Consider the following 13,808-nt stretch of genomic DNA (forward strand, 5'->3'; position numbering starts at 1 on the left):
CCCAGGCGCCCCCGCCACCGCCGCCGAGCCCCGCCCGGCGATGCGCGACGCCCTGGTCGAGGCGGCCGTGGCCCTGTTCGCCGAGCACGGCTTCGACGCCACCACCGTCGACGACATCGTGGCCCGCGCCGGCGTCGGCCGCCGCTCCTTCTTCCGCTACTTCCCCTCGAAGGAGTCCGTGGTCTTCCCCGACCACGAGGGCACCCTCGCCCGCATGTCCGACTTCCTCGCCGACGAGGCCGGCTTCGCCCAGGATCCCGTCGCCCGGGTCTGCGACGCCGCCCGCATGGTCCTGGCCATGTACGCGGCCGACCCCGAGTTCTCCCTGGCCCGCTACCGGCTGACCCGCCAGGTCCCGGCCCTGCGCACGCACGAGCTGGCCGTCGTCCGCCGCTACGAGAGCGCCCTGGCGGCGTTCCTCCGAGCCCGCTACGCCGGACGCGCCGACGGCGACCTGCGCGCCGACGTCGTCTCGGCAGCCGTCGTCGCCGCCCACAACCACGCCCTGCGCGGCTGGCTCCGCTCCGACGGCAACGGCGACCCCGCCGAACTCGTGGAACACGCCCTGGAGTGGGTCCGCGCGACCTACACCGACGACGTCCCCTCCGCCCCGCGCGCCGCGGAGCCGGAGGAGGACGTCATGGTTGTGGTCGCACGCCGCGGAACACCGATGTGGCGCGTCGTGCAGCGAGTTCAGGAAGCGTTGGACTGAGCCAGAGCCGGCCCCTAAGCCGGACCTTAAGCCGGACCCTGAGCAGCGATGACCGCCGCCGCTGTCCGTCCGCCGTCCACGTCGAGCACAGTCCCGTGCAAGTAAGAAGCCTCATCGCTCGCGAGATACACCACCGCGTCCGCGATGTACTGCGGCTTCCCGAGACGGCCGGCGGGAGTGCCGTTCATCATCACCTCGCCGGGGTGCGGCTGGCCCGGCGCCGGTTCCCGGATCACCCCCGGCGACACCGCGTTCACCCGCACGCCCTGCGGCCCGAACTCCGCGGCCCATGCACGCGTCAGCGTCTCCATCGCGCCCTTCGTCGACGCGTACAGCGCGCCGACCGGGACCGCGAGCCGCGCGACCCAGGAGCCCAGGTTGATGATCGCCCCGCCGCCGGCCGCCGCCATCTGCGGGGCGATCTCCTGCGTCAGGAAGAAGGGCGCCTTGACGTTCACCGCGTACACCCGGTCGAAGGTCTCGTCGTCCGTGGTCACGGTGGTGCCGGCCGGGTAGATGCCGGCGTTGTTGACCAGAATGTCGACCGTGTCGCCGAGGAGGGCTTCGGCTTCCTCGGCCAGCGCGCGGGAGGCTTGAGGGCTGCCGTCGAGCTCGGCACGGACGAAGTCGGCGCGACCGCCCTTCGCACGGATACCCGCCACGACCTCAGCCCCGCGCGCGGCATCGCGCCCGGACACGATCACGTGCGCCCCCTCGGCGCCGAAGGCCTCGGCGATGGCGCGGCCGATGTTGCTGGTCGAGCCGGTGACCAGCGCGCGCTTCGCCGGTGGCCAGCAGAATCCCCACCCCGCCCTGAATCGCGGCCAGCAGTGCGGCGGCGCGCTCGTCGGCGTCGACCGACGCGGGGAGCCGGCCGGCTTCCCGCTGCGCGCGGACGCCGCCGGCCAAGGCGTCCTGCCACTGCCGCAGCAGCGCCACGACCACGGCGCGCGCACCCGGCGTGCTCCGTCCCAAGTACATCGACAGCGTCCCCAGCGGGCACCGGTCGCCCTGCTCCTCATAGCGCTCGACGGTCGCGTCCCGCCACCGCTCCCACGCCTCCCAGGTGTCCAGGCAGCCCAGATACGGCTCCTGATGCTCCAGCACGCGGTCGGCCTCGTAGCCGGCGACCGCCAGCAGCAGCTCGTCCTTGCCGGCCGGGAAGTAGTGGAACAGCTGGCTCTTGCTGGTGTGGGTGCGGGCCATGACGTCGTCCAGGGTGGCCAGCTCGACGCCGGACTCGCGCAGCACCTCGGCCGCGCCTTCGACGATGCGGGCCCGCGTGGCGCGCCCCTTCGCCGTCAGCGCCGTACCGGACGCGCTGCGGAGCACCGGGGTCGGGGCTTCGGCCTCGATCTCAGCGTCGATTTCGGCATCGATCACGAAGCAACTCTAGATCGCTGTAACTCTAAAGCGTCGCCGCCGCCGAGTCCCGGTACGTCTCCAGTAACCGCAGCCACACCTCGCTGATGGTCGGGAACGCCGGCACCGCATGCCACAACCGCTCCACAGGCACCTCGCCGGCGATCGCGATCGTCGCCGAATGCAGCAGCTCGGCGACCCCCGGCCCGGCGAACGTCGCCCCGACGACCGTCTGCCGCCTGCGGTCGATCACCAGCCGCGCGTGGCCGCGGTAGTCCGTCCGGTACTGCACCGCCCCGGCGACCCGGCCGATCTCGTAGTCCACGACGTCCACGACCTGGCCGGTCCGCTCGGCCTCCGCCGTCGTCAGCCCCACGCTCGCGATCTCCGGATCGGTGAACACCACCTGGGGCACCGCGGCCCGGTCGGCCGTGCCCACGAACCGGCTCCACCGCCGGATGTCCAGCGGACGCCGGTGCGCGCGGGCGGCGATGACGGCTCCGGCGATCCGCGCCTGGTACTTGCCCTGGTGCGTGAACAGCGCCCGCCGGTTGACGTCCCCGACCGCGTACAGCCACTCGCCGGCGACCTCGTCGACGGTGAACATGTCGTCGGTCGCGAGCCAGTCGCCGGGCTTCAGGCCCACGGTCTCCAGCCCGATGTCCTCGGTCCGGGGCGCGCGGCCGGTCGCCAGCAACAGTTCGTCGACGACGAGCTCGGTGCCGTCGACCAGCGTGATGTGCACTTCACCCGAATCAGAGCTCGAATCAGAGCCCGCATCGAACTCCGAATCAGAGCCCGCAGAACCACCCCGCCGCGCAGCCGCCGCAATCCCCGAATCGAACCGGAACTCGACCCCTGATTCCCGCAGCCGCTCCGTCACCAACTCCGCGGCGAAATCCTCCACCCGAGGCAGCAACCCCGGCTCTCTGGCGATCAGAGTCACCTGCGACCCCAGCGCCTGCCACGCGGTCGCCATCTCCGCCGCCACCACCCCGGCGCCCAGCACCGCGAGCCGCGCCGGCGCCGCCTTCGCGCTCGTCGCCTCCCGGCTGGTCCACGGCCGGAGCGCGTCGAGGTCCGGCAACGGCGGCAGCGCAGCGGATGTCCCCGTGCACACCGCCACCGCGTGCCGCGCCGTCACCAGCAGCACGTCGCCCTCCGGCGTCGTGACGGTCACCTCCTTCGGACCGGCCAGCCGGCCGTGCCCGCGGATCAGGCTGATCCCGGCCTGGTTCAGCCACTCCACCTGGCTGCTGTCGTCCCACTCGCTGGCCATCGCGTCGCGGTGCTTGAACACGGCCGCGGTGTCAAGGGCCTGATCCGCCGCGCGCTCCAGGCCCGGGACGCCGCGCAGATCGCTGTGCAGCAGCGCCGGACGCAGCAGCGCCTTGCTGGGATCGCAAGCCCAGTATGAACACTCGCCGCCGATGAGTTCCGACTCGATGATCACGGTGTCCAGACCGGCGGCGGTGGTCCGGTCCGCGACGTTCTCGCCGACCGGGCCGGCGCCGATCACGACGACGTCGAAGGTGCGGGTGGTGGTGCCTGGCATCGGTGTCTCCAAACGGGTTCAGCCGAGGGGGCGGGGGAACTGGGAGGGCCGCCCCCTCGGCGGTCAGGGGGTGTGACGGCTCAGCGGCCGGGCGCGCGCTGCGAGACCTCCTGCAGGAACCACTGGTTCCCGTCCGGGTCCTCGAACGACGCGAAGCTCCCGTAGCTGAGGCGCTCCGGGTTCAGGCCGGGGACCCGCTTCGCGGCACCGGCGCGGTGGAAGGCCCCGGTGACGTCCCGGAACGGCCCGCTGACCGCGACGCCGCGCTCGGTGAGCTCGGCCTGGGCCGCCACGATGTCGGTGACGATCAGGTGCAGGCCCAGGTACGTCCCGGGGGCGGTCGGCGTGAGGCCGGTGCCGAAGATGATCGAGCACTCCGACCCCGGCGGCGTGACCTGCACGATCCGGTAGTCGTCCGCGATCGGGAAGTCCGCGTCGAGGCGGAAGCCCAGCTTCTCGGTGTAGAAGGCCTTCGCGCGGTCCACGTCGGACACCGGCACGATGACGACTTCCAGCTTCAGATCCATGAGTGAGCTCTCTTACTTTCCGGCGGTTTTCGGGGGACGGCGGTCAGCGGGTCGCGCGGGCGGCGCGCTCGATGACCGAGGTCACCAGGTCGGGGTGGGAGACCGCGACGGAGTGCGAGGCGGCGACTTCGGTGATGTGCGCGTTGGCGCGCTTGGCCATGAATTCCTGGGCCGCCGCCGGGATGTTCAGGTCCTGGGTGGTGACGATGTCCCAGCTGGGGATGGTCTTCCAGGCGGCGACCGTCGCCTTCTCCTCCAGCGCCGCCTGCGCGATCGGACGCTGCGTCTCCGCCATGAGCGCGGCTTGGTCGGCGGGGACGTCGGCGGCGAACTGGTGCCGGAACTTGTCTTGCTGGATGTACAGGTCGGTGCCGGTGCTGCCGTCGGGGTTGGTGACGGCCACCGGGTCCAGGGCGCCGGGCAGGGTGGAGCCGGGGTAGAGGTTGGTCAGTTGCAGTGCGCTTTCGCCGACGGCGGGCAGGAACGCGGCGACGTAGACGAGGGCCTTGATGTTGGTCTCGCCGGCTGCGGCTTCGCTGATGACGGAGCCGCCGTAGGAGTGGCCGACGAGGATGACCGGGCCTTTGATGTGCTCGATCAGGGCGCGCAGCGAGGCGGCGTCGGAGGCGGGGCTGCGCAGCGGGTTCGCCGCCGCGATGACCGGGTAGCCGTCGTGGCGGAGGTCCTTGATGACGCCGTCCCAGCTGGAGGCGTCCGCGAACGCGCCGTGCTCCAGCACGACGGTCGGCTTCGGACCGCGGTCGCGGTCGGCCGAGGCGGAGCGGTTGGAAGCGGCGTCGGCGGTGTCGGCGAGTGCGAACGCGCCGAGCGCCGCGGCGGCGCCGACCACCGCGGTCGAGGCGGCGGCGAAGCGCCGCTTGCGGCCGGTGGGGAGGGTGACCATGGCAGATCCCTTTCGAGGACTGGGTTTCAGGCTGGGTTTCGTGCTGTGGCATCACTGTCACCCGGCCGCACAGGCGGTGACATCGGTCATCTGACTCCCAGTCGGAGAAGCCGTCACAGGGAGGCCGCGGGAGTCGCCGGGGGGTTCAGTCATCCGACTGTTCCCGGTCGGCGACTCTGCGCGAGAACATCGACGAGCCGCCGGACCGCCACGCGCCCGGCGGGCTCATCGCCCAGCGACTGCTCGGTGCCGGTGCCGGCCGTGGGACCGTGGCCATCGCGCCGCAGCCGCAGTTCCGGTACGTCGTGGCGAACACCGTGGGGACGAGGAGGCCGCGAAACTGCACGACCGGTATGCCGTCCCGGCCCCGCGACGCCTGCTAACGGAAACCGGCCTCGCCGTGGACACGGACAACACGGCACGCGGCCCGCTACTGCCCGCGCCGCCTACAAGCTCTACGGCGACTCCACCGCCGTGACCGACCTGAAGCAGTTCGCTGACAGAGGCCGCTCGTTGGTCTTCGACAGTGGCTGGCGTGACATCGCGGACTACGTCCTCGCCTGGCTCGCCGACAACCTCCCGGACTGGCAACGCCCAGGTCGCGGGGCTGCGCTGTCAACCAAATAGTCGGTTACTTCGTCGGCGCGGCTCGTGTTACCGTGCTAATGATCCCGAAACAAGGAGTTCGACATGCTGAGCGACGACGACATCTCGCACTGAGATGCCCGGGTTCCCGAGCGCGTTCTGATCTCTGATCCGCGGCTCGGTTCCTTGTGTCGTTCCTTCTCTCCTCCTTCAAGGGCACTGTTATGTCTCAATCCCCTGTTGTAGTTTCCGGGCTGTCCTTCACCTGGCCGGACGACACCCCTGTCTTCCATGACCTCGGCTTCAGCGTCGAGGCCGGACGCGTCGGCCTGGTCGCCTCGAACGGCGCCGGCAAGTCGACGCTGCTCCGGCTGATCAGCGGCGCGTTGACGCCGACCGCCGGCTCGATCAGCGTCGAGGGCGTCTTGGGCTACCTGCCGCAGGACCTGCCGCTGACCGGCGGCCGCACCGTCGCCGAGGTGCTCGGCATCGCGGACGTGATCGCGGCGCTGGACGCCATCGAGTCCGGCGACACCGACGAGCGGCACTTCACCACCATCGGCGACGCCTGGGACGTCGAGGACCGCGCGCGGGCGGAGCTGGACCGGCTCGGTCTCGGGCACGTCTCGCTGCGCGAACCGCTCGGCGCGCTCAGCGGCGGCCAGGTGGTCTCCCTCGGGCTCGCCGCGCTGCTGATTCAGGCCCCTGACGTGCTCCTGCTCGACGAGCCGACGAACAACCTGGACGTCGCCGCGCGGCACAAGCTCTACGACGTCCTAGACAGCCAGCGCGGATGCGTGCTGGTGGTCAGCCACGACCGCGAGCTGCTGGACCGGATGGATCGCATCGCAGAGCTCGAAGGCGGCGAGATCCGGTCCTACGGGGGGAACTACAGCGCCTACGAGGAGGCGGTCGCCGCCGAGCGCGAGTCGGCAGAACGGAATCTGCGCAACGCCGAACAGGAACTGAAGCGGGAGAAGCGCGAGATGCAGCAGGCGCGCGAGCGGGCCGACCGGCGCGCCAGCACCGCGTCGAAGAACCTCAAGAACGCCGGTCTGCCGAAGATCTTCGCCGGGAACATGAAGCGCAGCGCGGAGAAGGCCGCCGGCAGCGCGCAGACGATGCACGCCTCGCGGGTCACCGAGGCGAAGGAGCGCGCCGACCAGGCGGCCAAGGCCGTGCGCGCCGACCAGGGCATCGCGCTCGACCTGCCGGACACGCAGGTGCCCGCGGGCCGCACGTTGTTCGTGGGGGAGCAGCTGCGCAAGCGGCTCGGTGAGACCGAGATCTTCGCCGGGGACGGCGTCGACCTGACGATCCGCGGGCCGGAGCGCATCGCGCTGTCTGGCGCGAACGGCGCGGGCAAGTCGACGTTGATGCGGCTGATCCACGGCGATCTGGAGCCCGACAGCGGGACGATCCGCCGCGCCGACGGTCGCGTGGCGTACCTGTCCCAGCGGCTGGACCTGCTGGACGACGGCAAGACGGTCGCGGAGAACTTCGCCGCGTTCGCGCCGTCGCTGCCCGACAACCAGCGGCTGAACGTCCTGGCGCGGTTCTTGTTCCGCGGCGCGCGCATCCACCTGCCGGTGCCCGTGCTGTCCGGCGGCGAGCGGCTGCGCGCGACGTTGGCGTGCGTGCTGTACGCGGAGCCGGCGCCGCACCTGTTGCTGCTGGACGAGCCGACGAACAACCTCGACCTGGTCAGCGTCGGCCAGCTGGAGAACGCGTTGAACGCCTACCAGGGGGCCTTTGTCGTGGTCAGCCACGATGAGCGGTTCCTGGAGGAGATCGGGGTCGATCGGAGGATCGAGCTCCGGGCCGGGGTGCTCGATTCAACGAAATAGTCAGTTGATGGTGCGGCGCTGATCTACCACTACTTCATGAACAAGGCCGGGCTCTTCGAAGCGCGCCAGCTTGCTCAGCATGCTGAGGGCTTCCGGACGTGCGACGGGATCGAAGAACGCTGCGTCGGCCGCCTCCACAGCCGCCATGGCGCGCGGTGCGAGGTCGGCGCCGGCGGCCGTGACGCGCAGGCGGCGGGCGCGGGTGTCGGCGGGGTCGACCTCGCGGGTGAGCAGGCCCTTGGCTTCCAACGTGCGGATCACCTGCGAGGTCATCTTCACGTCGGTGCCGGCCTGCTCGGCGACCGTGGCCTGGTTGGGGGCCAGGCCCTGGTCGTTGAGCCAGAAGGTGCAGGCGAGGAGGACGAACTGGACGTGCGTGAGGTCCAGCGGCCCCAGGACCGCGGCGATCTCGCGCTGCCAGCGCAGGGTGACGCGCCAGAGGAGGAAGCCGGGCTGGTCGCCGGGGCCGCCCGCACCATCGCTCATCAGGCGCTCGCCGCCAGTTCCAGCAGCTTCGTGACGACGTCCGGGAAGTCGGCGCAGATCTGCGGACCGATCTCCGGCCCGACCTCGTCGGCCGCCTCGCCGGTGATCTCGGTGCGGTAGGTGACCTTCGTGCGGCCGTCGCCGAGGTCGTCGATCAGGTGGTACGTGGTGATCAGCAGGCCCGGGACCTCGCAGACGTCGATCCACGCCTTGTCCGGGACCACTTCGGTGATCGTCATGTGGATGGTGTCCTCGCCGGGCGGCGTCATCGTGAACGCGGTGCCGGCCGTGAACGGGCCGTGCACCTCGACCTCGCCGACGCCGTCGTTCCAGGCGTGCCAGCCCAGCGGGTCGGCCCAGAGCGTCCAGACGGCGTTCGGCGTGACCTCGGCGGTGGCGCTGTATTCGTAGTCCCACATGGTGTTCCCCTCCCGTGGTTAATTGGTCTACGCAAAGACTATCTGCGCACAGACTATTTCGCAACTGCGAAGTTCTTGCAGGTGAGAGTGCCTGGCAACAGTTGCTCATATTCGTCAATGCGAAGATGTGAAGCTATAGTGGCTGCCGTGAAGACGCTCCCTGCCCTCATGCTCGCCGCCGCCGGAGTCGGTTTCGGCCACGCCGTGCTGCCCGACCACTGGATGCCGCTCGCGGTCCTGTCCCGGACCCGGCGCTACCCGACGCGCCGGACGGTGCGGTTGTCGCTGGCCGCCGGGGTCACGCACGTTCTGGTGTCGTTGGTGATGGGTGCGGTCCTGGTCCTGGTCGGATTGCAGTTCCGGGACACGGTCTCCCGGCACACCGACCTGGTGATCGGCGGGATTCTGCTGGTCACCGGGGCTGCGTTCCTGGTCATGGAGTTGGTCGGGCGTGGTCATGGGCACGGCCACGACGGTGAGCACGGACACGTCCACGGACACGATCATGCGCATGACCACGAGCACGAGCACAGCCATGATCACGGCGAGCGCGACGCCCGCGGCCTGGCCGCGTTCCTGGTGCCGTTCGGGGCGGCGGCCTCGCCGGATCTGACGATCCTGCCGGTCTTCCTGGCCGCCGGGGCGGTTGGGGTGGTGGCCTCGATCACCTCGCTGATCGCGTTCGCGCTGGTCACCATCGTGACGATCGTCGTGCTGACCACCGCCACCGCGGCCGGTGCCAGACTGCTGACCGCGCCGTGGATCGACCGGGGCGCCAACCTGCTGACCGCCGGGACCTTGCTGCTCGTCGGCGGGCTCGTCGCCGGTGGTGTTGTTTAGTTCCCGCACGCCGTCATGTGGTCCACCACGTGCCGGATCGCAAGGTCCTGAGCCCGTAGGTGGGCCTGCAGCCGCTCGCAGGCCCGCAGCACCGCCTCGGCGTCGCGGAACGTCATCTCCGCGCGTCGGTCGGCGGCGCGGCCCAGCACCTGCTGGCCGAGCATGATCACGAACATCAGCAGCAGCTGCGCCAGGCTCGACAGGAACAGCAGGAACGCGAATGGATACGGGTCGAACCGCAGCACCCCGGCCTGCGCCAGGGCGATCCACACCAGCTGGAACAGCGTCGCGACGTAGAAGGCGCCCATGCTGCCGCAGCGCTCCGTGATCCGGGCCGCGAGCCGGGCGTTGACGCCGATGTGCTCGTCGGCCATCGACGGCGGGGTCGCGAAGCGCTCGGCGGCGGCCGTCAGCTGGCCCTGCTCCATCTCGTCGAGGACCACGCAGGACGCCAGGTGCAGGTCTTGGGCGATCAGGTGGTTCTGGATCTGCTCGCAGTCGTGCAGGATCGCCTCGGCGTCCTCGAAGGTCTGCCGCGCGCGGCGGTCACCGGTCCGGCCGAGGACCTGCTGGCCGAGCAGGATGACGAAGACCAGCAGGAGCTGGACCACGTTGCCCAGGAACAGCATGAACGGGTACGGATACGGGTCGAACCCGAAGAACGCCCGCGAGCCCAGCAGCATCCACACCAGGGTGACCGCCACACCCGCGTAGACCGTCCCCATCGACCCCAGCCTGCGGGTGAGCCACGCCGCGAGCCGTCCGCCGGCCCCGGTGTATTCGTGCTCGACGCGGACGTGGCCATGCCGGAGCCGCACGTGGACGTGGGGATGGCGCATGGACGTGTAGAGGGTCACAAGCCCCTAAAATATCCGAACCCTGGCAAACATCGGTTTCATGGCGTGTCGGTTCAAGTCGACACCGCTCCAAGCGGTTTGCTGGATCCGTGCACCGACCATCAGCGGGAACGCCGAACGCTGCCGGACCGCATGGTCCCCGCCCCGGAGCCCGGCAGCGGTCCGGGCCCCGACCGCGGCCGCCGATCCGCCGGAGCCGGCGCTCCCGCTGGCTGTGGGCCACGGCCTCGACGATGTCGATGTCGGTGCTGCTGGTCAGCCTCACCGGGGCCTGGCTGCGGGCGGCGGTGCTGGGTGGCTTCCAGCGTTCGGCGGCCCTCGGCGGCACGATCCCGAAGTCGCACGACGGTTCGGTCGACATCCTGCTGATGGGCCTGGACTCGCGGCGCGACGATCAGGGCCACGACCTGCCGGCCGCGATGCTGGACAAGCTGCACGCCGGCTCCTCCAGCGACGTCGGCGGCTACAACACCAATACCCTGATCCTGCTGCACGTCCCGGCCGACGGCTCGCCGGCCACCGCGGTGTCGGTGCCGCGCGACGACTGGGTCTCCATCCCGAACCTGGGCTGGCACAAGATCAAGGAGGCCTACGGCCGGGCCAAGGCGGCCAAGGAGTCGGCGCTGGTAAAGGCCGGCGACGGGCCCGCCGGCGACGCGCTGGAGGCGGCGGGGCGCGAGGCCGGGCGGGCCTCGGCGATCGCGGCGGTGCAGGGGCTGCTGAACGTGCCGATCGACCACTTCGCCGAGGTGAACCTGGCCGGGTTCTACGACGTCGCGGTGGCGCTCGGCGGGGTGACCGTGTGCCTGAACAAGGCGGTGCAGGACGACTACTCCGGCGCCGACTTCCCGGCCGGTGTGCAGACCCTGGACGGCTCGAAGGCGCTGGCCTTCGTCCGGCAGCGGCACGGGCTGCCCGGCGGCGACCTGGACCGGACGCGGCGGCAGCAGGCGTTCCTGTCGGCGGTGCAGCGCAAGCTGTCCGACGACGGGGTGCTGTCCGACATTGGCAGGCTGTCCGGGCTGATCGGCGCGGTGAAGCGGGACGTCGTGGTCGACGACAGCTTCGACGTGCTGTCGCTGATCTCCAAGGCCGGGAGCCTGAAGGCCGGCCGGATCCAGTTCCACACGCTGCCCATCGACGGGTTCGCGACCCGCGACGGGGAGGACGTCAACCTGGTCGATCCGGCGAAGGTGCAGGCGGCGATGAAGGTGTACTACTCGGACGCCAAGGCCAGACCGGGGAAGGCGGCGGCTGTTTCGGGGAGTGGCGGCGAGGCGCGTCAGGCGTCGGTCGCGCGGGCGGGACTCGCTTCGCTGCCGCAGTCGGACGCTACGACTTCCGACGGGGCGTCTTCCGATGGGACGACGGAGGACGGCATCGCCTGCGTGAACTGATCAGTTCGCTCCGGCGTAGTTCGCTTCACACAGCAAAACCGCCGGTCACGGCTCCGTATCGCCTACATGGAGCCGAGCCGGCGGTTCAGCACGGGGTCGTTCAGTTCCGGCGACCGCCGCCGCCGAACAGGCTGAGGAAGAACAAGAAGACGTTGAGGATGTCCAGGAAGATCGACGCGGCCAGCAACGGCGCCGAGGCGATGTTCTGGGTCCGGCGCAGCCGCTGGAAGTCCACGAGCGTGAACCCGGCGAAGATCACCAGGCCGGCCACGCTGTAGATCACCGAGGCGTGCGGGATGTTCACGAAGATCGCGACCACCCCGAAGACCAGCAGCGCCACCAGGGCCCAGAAGCTGGCGCGGGCCACCCCGGACAGGTCGCGCTCGGTGGCGTACCCGGCCGAGCCCAGCGCGCCGATGAACAGCGCGGTCGCGGCGCCCGCCTGCCACAGCGCCTTGGGGTTCACGGTCGCGTAGTAGACCAGCGTCGGGGACATCGCGATGCCCATCAGCAGGCCGAAGGCGCCCAGGAGCACGACGGTGGCCTGCGGCGAGCGCGCGGCGGTGAAGCGCATCGCGATCAGGCAGACGAAGGCCGCGATGAAGCCGATGAACACCGCGGCGTTGGAAAGGTTCCGGCCGGCGTAGGCGCCGAGCGCGAACAGTGCCGCCGTGGCGGCGACGAAGCCCATGGTCCGGGCGAACAGGGTGTTCGTCGAGATCCCATAGCCCCGTCGGGACATTGTCGTGTCGTACACGGTCACCTCCTACCCCCGGTCGGGGGCGTTCAGTACTTCCTGGAAGGCACAGTCGGCGCTGGCCCGATAGCGTTACAGCATTGGATTCTGGCGTTTCCGGGTGGAGGTTGCATGACGAACTCGCAGCAGGAGACGCCCCCGGAGATCCTCGACCTCCCGGTGGGCCTCGACGTGGCCGGGACGCGGCGGGAAACCGACGCCATGGGAGCGGTCGACGTGGCCGCCGACAAGTACTGGGGCGCCCAGACGCAGCGCTCGCTGGAGCACTTCACCGTCGGCGACGACCACATGCCGCAGGAGATCCACCACGCCTACGGCTACGTGAAGATGGCCGCCGCGCTGGTCAACGGCGAGGCCGGACGGCTGCCGGGGTGGATGGCCGACCTGATCGCCCGGGTCGCCTCCGAGGTGATCGCCGGCGACCTCGACGAGCACTTCCCGCTCTACGTCTGGCAGACCGGCTCCGGGACGCAGACCAACATGAACGTCAACGAGGTCATCAGCAACCGCGCGATCCAGCTGGCCGGCGGCACGCTCGGCACCAAGTCCCCGGTGCACCCCAACGACCACGTCAACCTCGGCCAGTCCTCCAACGACAGCTTCCCGACCGCGACCCACGTCGCCGCGGTGCTGACGCTGCAGAACCACGTGCTGCCCGAGCTCAGGAACCTGCACGCGGTCCTGGACGACAAGGCCCGGCAGTGGGCCGACGTCCCCAAGACCGGCCGCACGCACCTGCAGGACGCCGTCCCCCTCACCGTCGGCCAGGAGTGGTCCGGCTACGCGGCCCAGATCGCCGCCGCCACCGACCGCCTGGAATCCGCACTCCCGGGCCTGTACGAACTCGCCGCCGGTGGCACGGCCGTCGGCACCGGCCTGAACGCCCCACCCGGATTCGCCGAACGCTTCGCCTCCGAACTCGCCGAGCTCACCGGCCAACCCTTCGTCACCGCACCGAACAAGTTCGCGGCCCTGGCCGGCGCCGAAGCGATGGTCGCGGCCTCGGCGGGCCTACGCGGCGTCGCGGCACCCCTGCTGAAGATCGCCAACGACATCCGCTTCCTCGGCTCCGGCCCCCGCAACGGCTTGGGCGAACTCCGCCTCCCGGAGAACGAACCCGGCAGCTCGATCATGCCGGGCAAGGTCAACCCCACGCAGTGCGAGGCCACGATGATGGTCTGCCTGAAGGTGATGGCCGACGACGCCGCCCTGACCACCGCCGCCGCCATGGGCAACTTCGAACTCAACACCATGCGCCCCCTGATCGCCTCCTCGTTCCTGCACTCCGCCCGCATCCTCACCGACGCCATCCGGAACCTCCGGGTGTTCTGCATCGAGGGCATCGAACTCGACCGCGAACGCATCGACCACGACCTGGGCCGCTCCCTGATGCTGGTGACCGCCCTGACCCCACAGCTCGGCTACGACCGCGCCGCGCAAATCGCGCACACCGCCGACGCCGAGGGCACGACCCTGCGCGACGCGGCGGTGCGAACCGGCTGGCTGACCGCGGAGGAGTTCGACGCGATCGTGGACCCGCGGGCGATGACGGGGCAGGAC

The 13,808-nt window shown here is 70.5% G+C and carries 14 protein-coding genes and 1 pseudogene; 6 read left to right on the forward strand and 9 right to left on the reverse strand.

Features of this window, described 5'->3' with window-relative positions; genetic code table 11:
- A partial coding sequence (locus GWK61_RS45255) for a TetR family transcriptional regulator (protein ID WP_323748047.1) occupies positions 1-712 on the forward strand: 712 nt, incomplete at its 5' end.
- A gap of 26 nt (positions 713-738) precedes the next feature.
- Here the strand turns inward: GWK61_RS45255 and GWK61_RS45260 are convergent.
- From GWK61_RS45260 to GWK61_RS45280, 5 genes are all read right to left on the reverse strand, one after another.
- On the reverse strand, positions 739-1,485 hold the full coding sequence (locus GWK61_RS45260) for an SDR family NAD(P)-dependent oxidoreductase (RefSeq protein WP_194918859.1): 747 nt from the start codon (positions 1,483-1,485) through the stop codon (positions 739-741).
- Complete coding sequence (locus tag GWK61_RS45265) at positions 1,379-2,017, reverse strand: TetR/AcrR family transcriptional regulator (protein WP_228564011.1); 639 nt, start codon at positions 2,015-2,017, stop codon at positions 1,379-1,381. The genes GWK61_RS45260 and GWK61_RS45265 overlap by 107 nt, the downstream gene beginning before the upstream one ends.
- 103 nt (positions 2,018-2,120) lie before the next feature.
- Positions 2,121-3,629 carry a dihydrolipoyl dehydrogenase family protein gene (locus tag GWK61_RS45270; protein WP_194918836.1) on the reverse strand — a complete coding sequence of 503 codons (1,509 nt, stop codon included), beginning with the start codon at positions 3,627-3,629 and terminating at the stop codon, positions 2,121-2,123.
- 80 nt (positions 3,630-3,709) lie between these two features.
- Positions 3,710-4,156, reverse strand: a complete 447-nt coding sequence (locus GWK61_RS45275) for a VOC family protein (protein WP_194918838.1) — start codon at positions 4,154-4,156, stop codon at positions 3,710-3,712.
- A 43-nt stretch (positions 4,157-4,199) separates the two neighbouring features.
- Positions 4,200-5,060 (reverse strand): alpha/beta fold hydrolase, encoded by an 861-nt coding sequence (locus GWK61_RS45280; protein WP_194918840.1) that lies wholly within the window; start codon positions 5,058-5,060, stop codon positions 4,200-4,202.
- A 209-nt stretch (positions 5,061-5,269) separates the two neighbouring features.
- On the opposite strand from GWK61_RS45280, the pseudogene GWK61_RS61125 reads away from it, so the two are divergent.
- Positions 5,270-5,687, forward strand: a pseudogene (locus tag GWK61_RS61125) (alpha/beta hydrolase); the annotation flags it as partial.
- 182 nt (positions 5,688-5,869) lie between these two features.
- Positions 5,870-7,492 (forward strand): ribosomal protection-like ABC-F family protein, encoded by a 1,623-nt coding sequence (gene abc-f, locus GWK61_RS45285; protein WP_194918842.1) that lies wholly within the window; start codon positions 5,870-5,872, stop codon positions 7,490-7,492.
- Here the strand turns inward: abc-f and GWK61_RS45290 are convergent, their stop codons facing one another.
- Positions 7,493-7,978: a MarR family winged helix-turn-helix transcriptional regulator gene (locus tag GWK61_RS45290; protein ID WP_194918844.1), complete on the reverse strand. Its 486-nt coding sequence runs from the start codon at positions 7,976-7,978 to the stop codon at positions 7,493-7,495.
- Complete coding sequence (locus GWK61_RS45295) at positions 7,978-8,397, reverse strand: SRPBCC family protein (protein ID WP_194918845.1); 420 nt, start codon at positions 8,395-8,397, stop codon at positions 7,978-7,980. Before GWK61_RS45295 ends, GWK61_RS45290 begins: the two co-directional genes overlap by 1 nt.
- 147 nt (positions 8,398-8,544) lie before the next feature.
- Between GWK61_RS45295 and GWK61_RS45300 the strand changes: the two genes are divergently transcribed.
- The gene (locus tag GWK61_RS45300; RefSeq protein WP_323748049.1) at positions 8,545-9,237 is read left to right on the forward strand and encodes a hypothetical protein; all 693 of its coding nucleotides are present in this window, start codon (positions 8,545-8,547) and stop codon (positions 9,235-9,237) included.
- On the opposite strand, the gene GWK61_RS45305 is transcribed toward GWK61_RS45300, so the two are convergent.
- Positions 9,234-10,094, reverse strand: a complete 861-nt coding sequence (locus tag GWK61_RS45305) for a DUF1003 domain-containing protein (RefSeq protein WP_194918849.1) — start codon at positions 10,092-10,094, stop codon at positions 9,234-9,236. The genes GWK61_RS45300 and GWK61_RS45305 overlap by 4 nt on opposite strands.
- Before the next feature lie 233 nt (positions 10,095-10,327).
- On the opposite strand from GWK61_RS45305, the gene GWK61_RS45310 reads away from it, so the two are divergent.
- A complete protein-coding gene (locus GWK61_RS45310) occupies positions 10,328-11,491 on the forward strand; it encodes an LCP family protein (protein ID WP_194918851.1) in 1,164 nt (387 codons plus the stop codon).
- A 100-nt stretch (positions 11,492-11,591) separates the two neighbouring features.
- On the opposite strand, the gene GWK61_RS45315 is transcribed toward GWK61_RS45310, so the two are convergent.
- Complete coding sequence (locus GWK61_RS45315; protein ID WP_194918852.1) at positions 11,592-12,248, reverse strand: Bax inhibitor-1/YccA family protein; 657 nt, start codon at positions 12,246-12,248, stop codon at positions 11,592-11,594.
- A gap of 111 nt (positions 12,249-12,359) precedes the next feature.
- On the opposite strand from GWK61_RS45315, the gene GWK61_RS45320 reads away from it, so the two are divergent.
- The coding region (locus tag GWK61_RS45320; protein ID WP_194918854.1) for a class II fumarate hydratase at positions 12,360-13,808 on the forward strand (1,449 nt) is incomplete at its 3' end.

The organism is Catenulispora rubra (assembly GCF_015356825.1).
Lineage (GTDB): Bacteria > Actinomycetota > Actinomycetes > Streptomycetales > Catenulisporaceae > Catenulispora > Catenulispora rubra.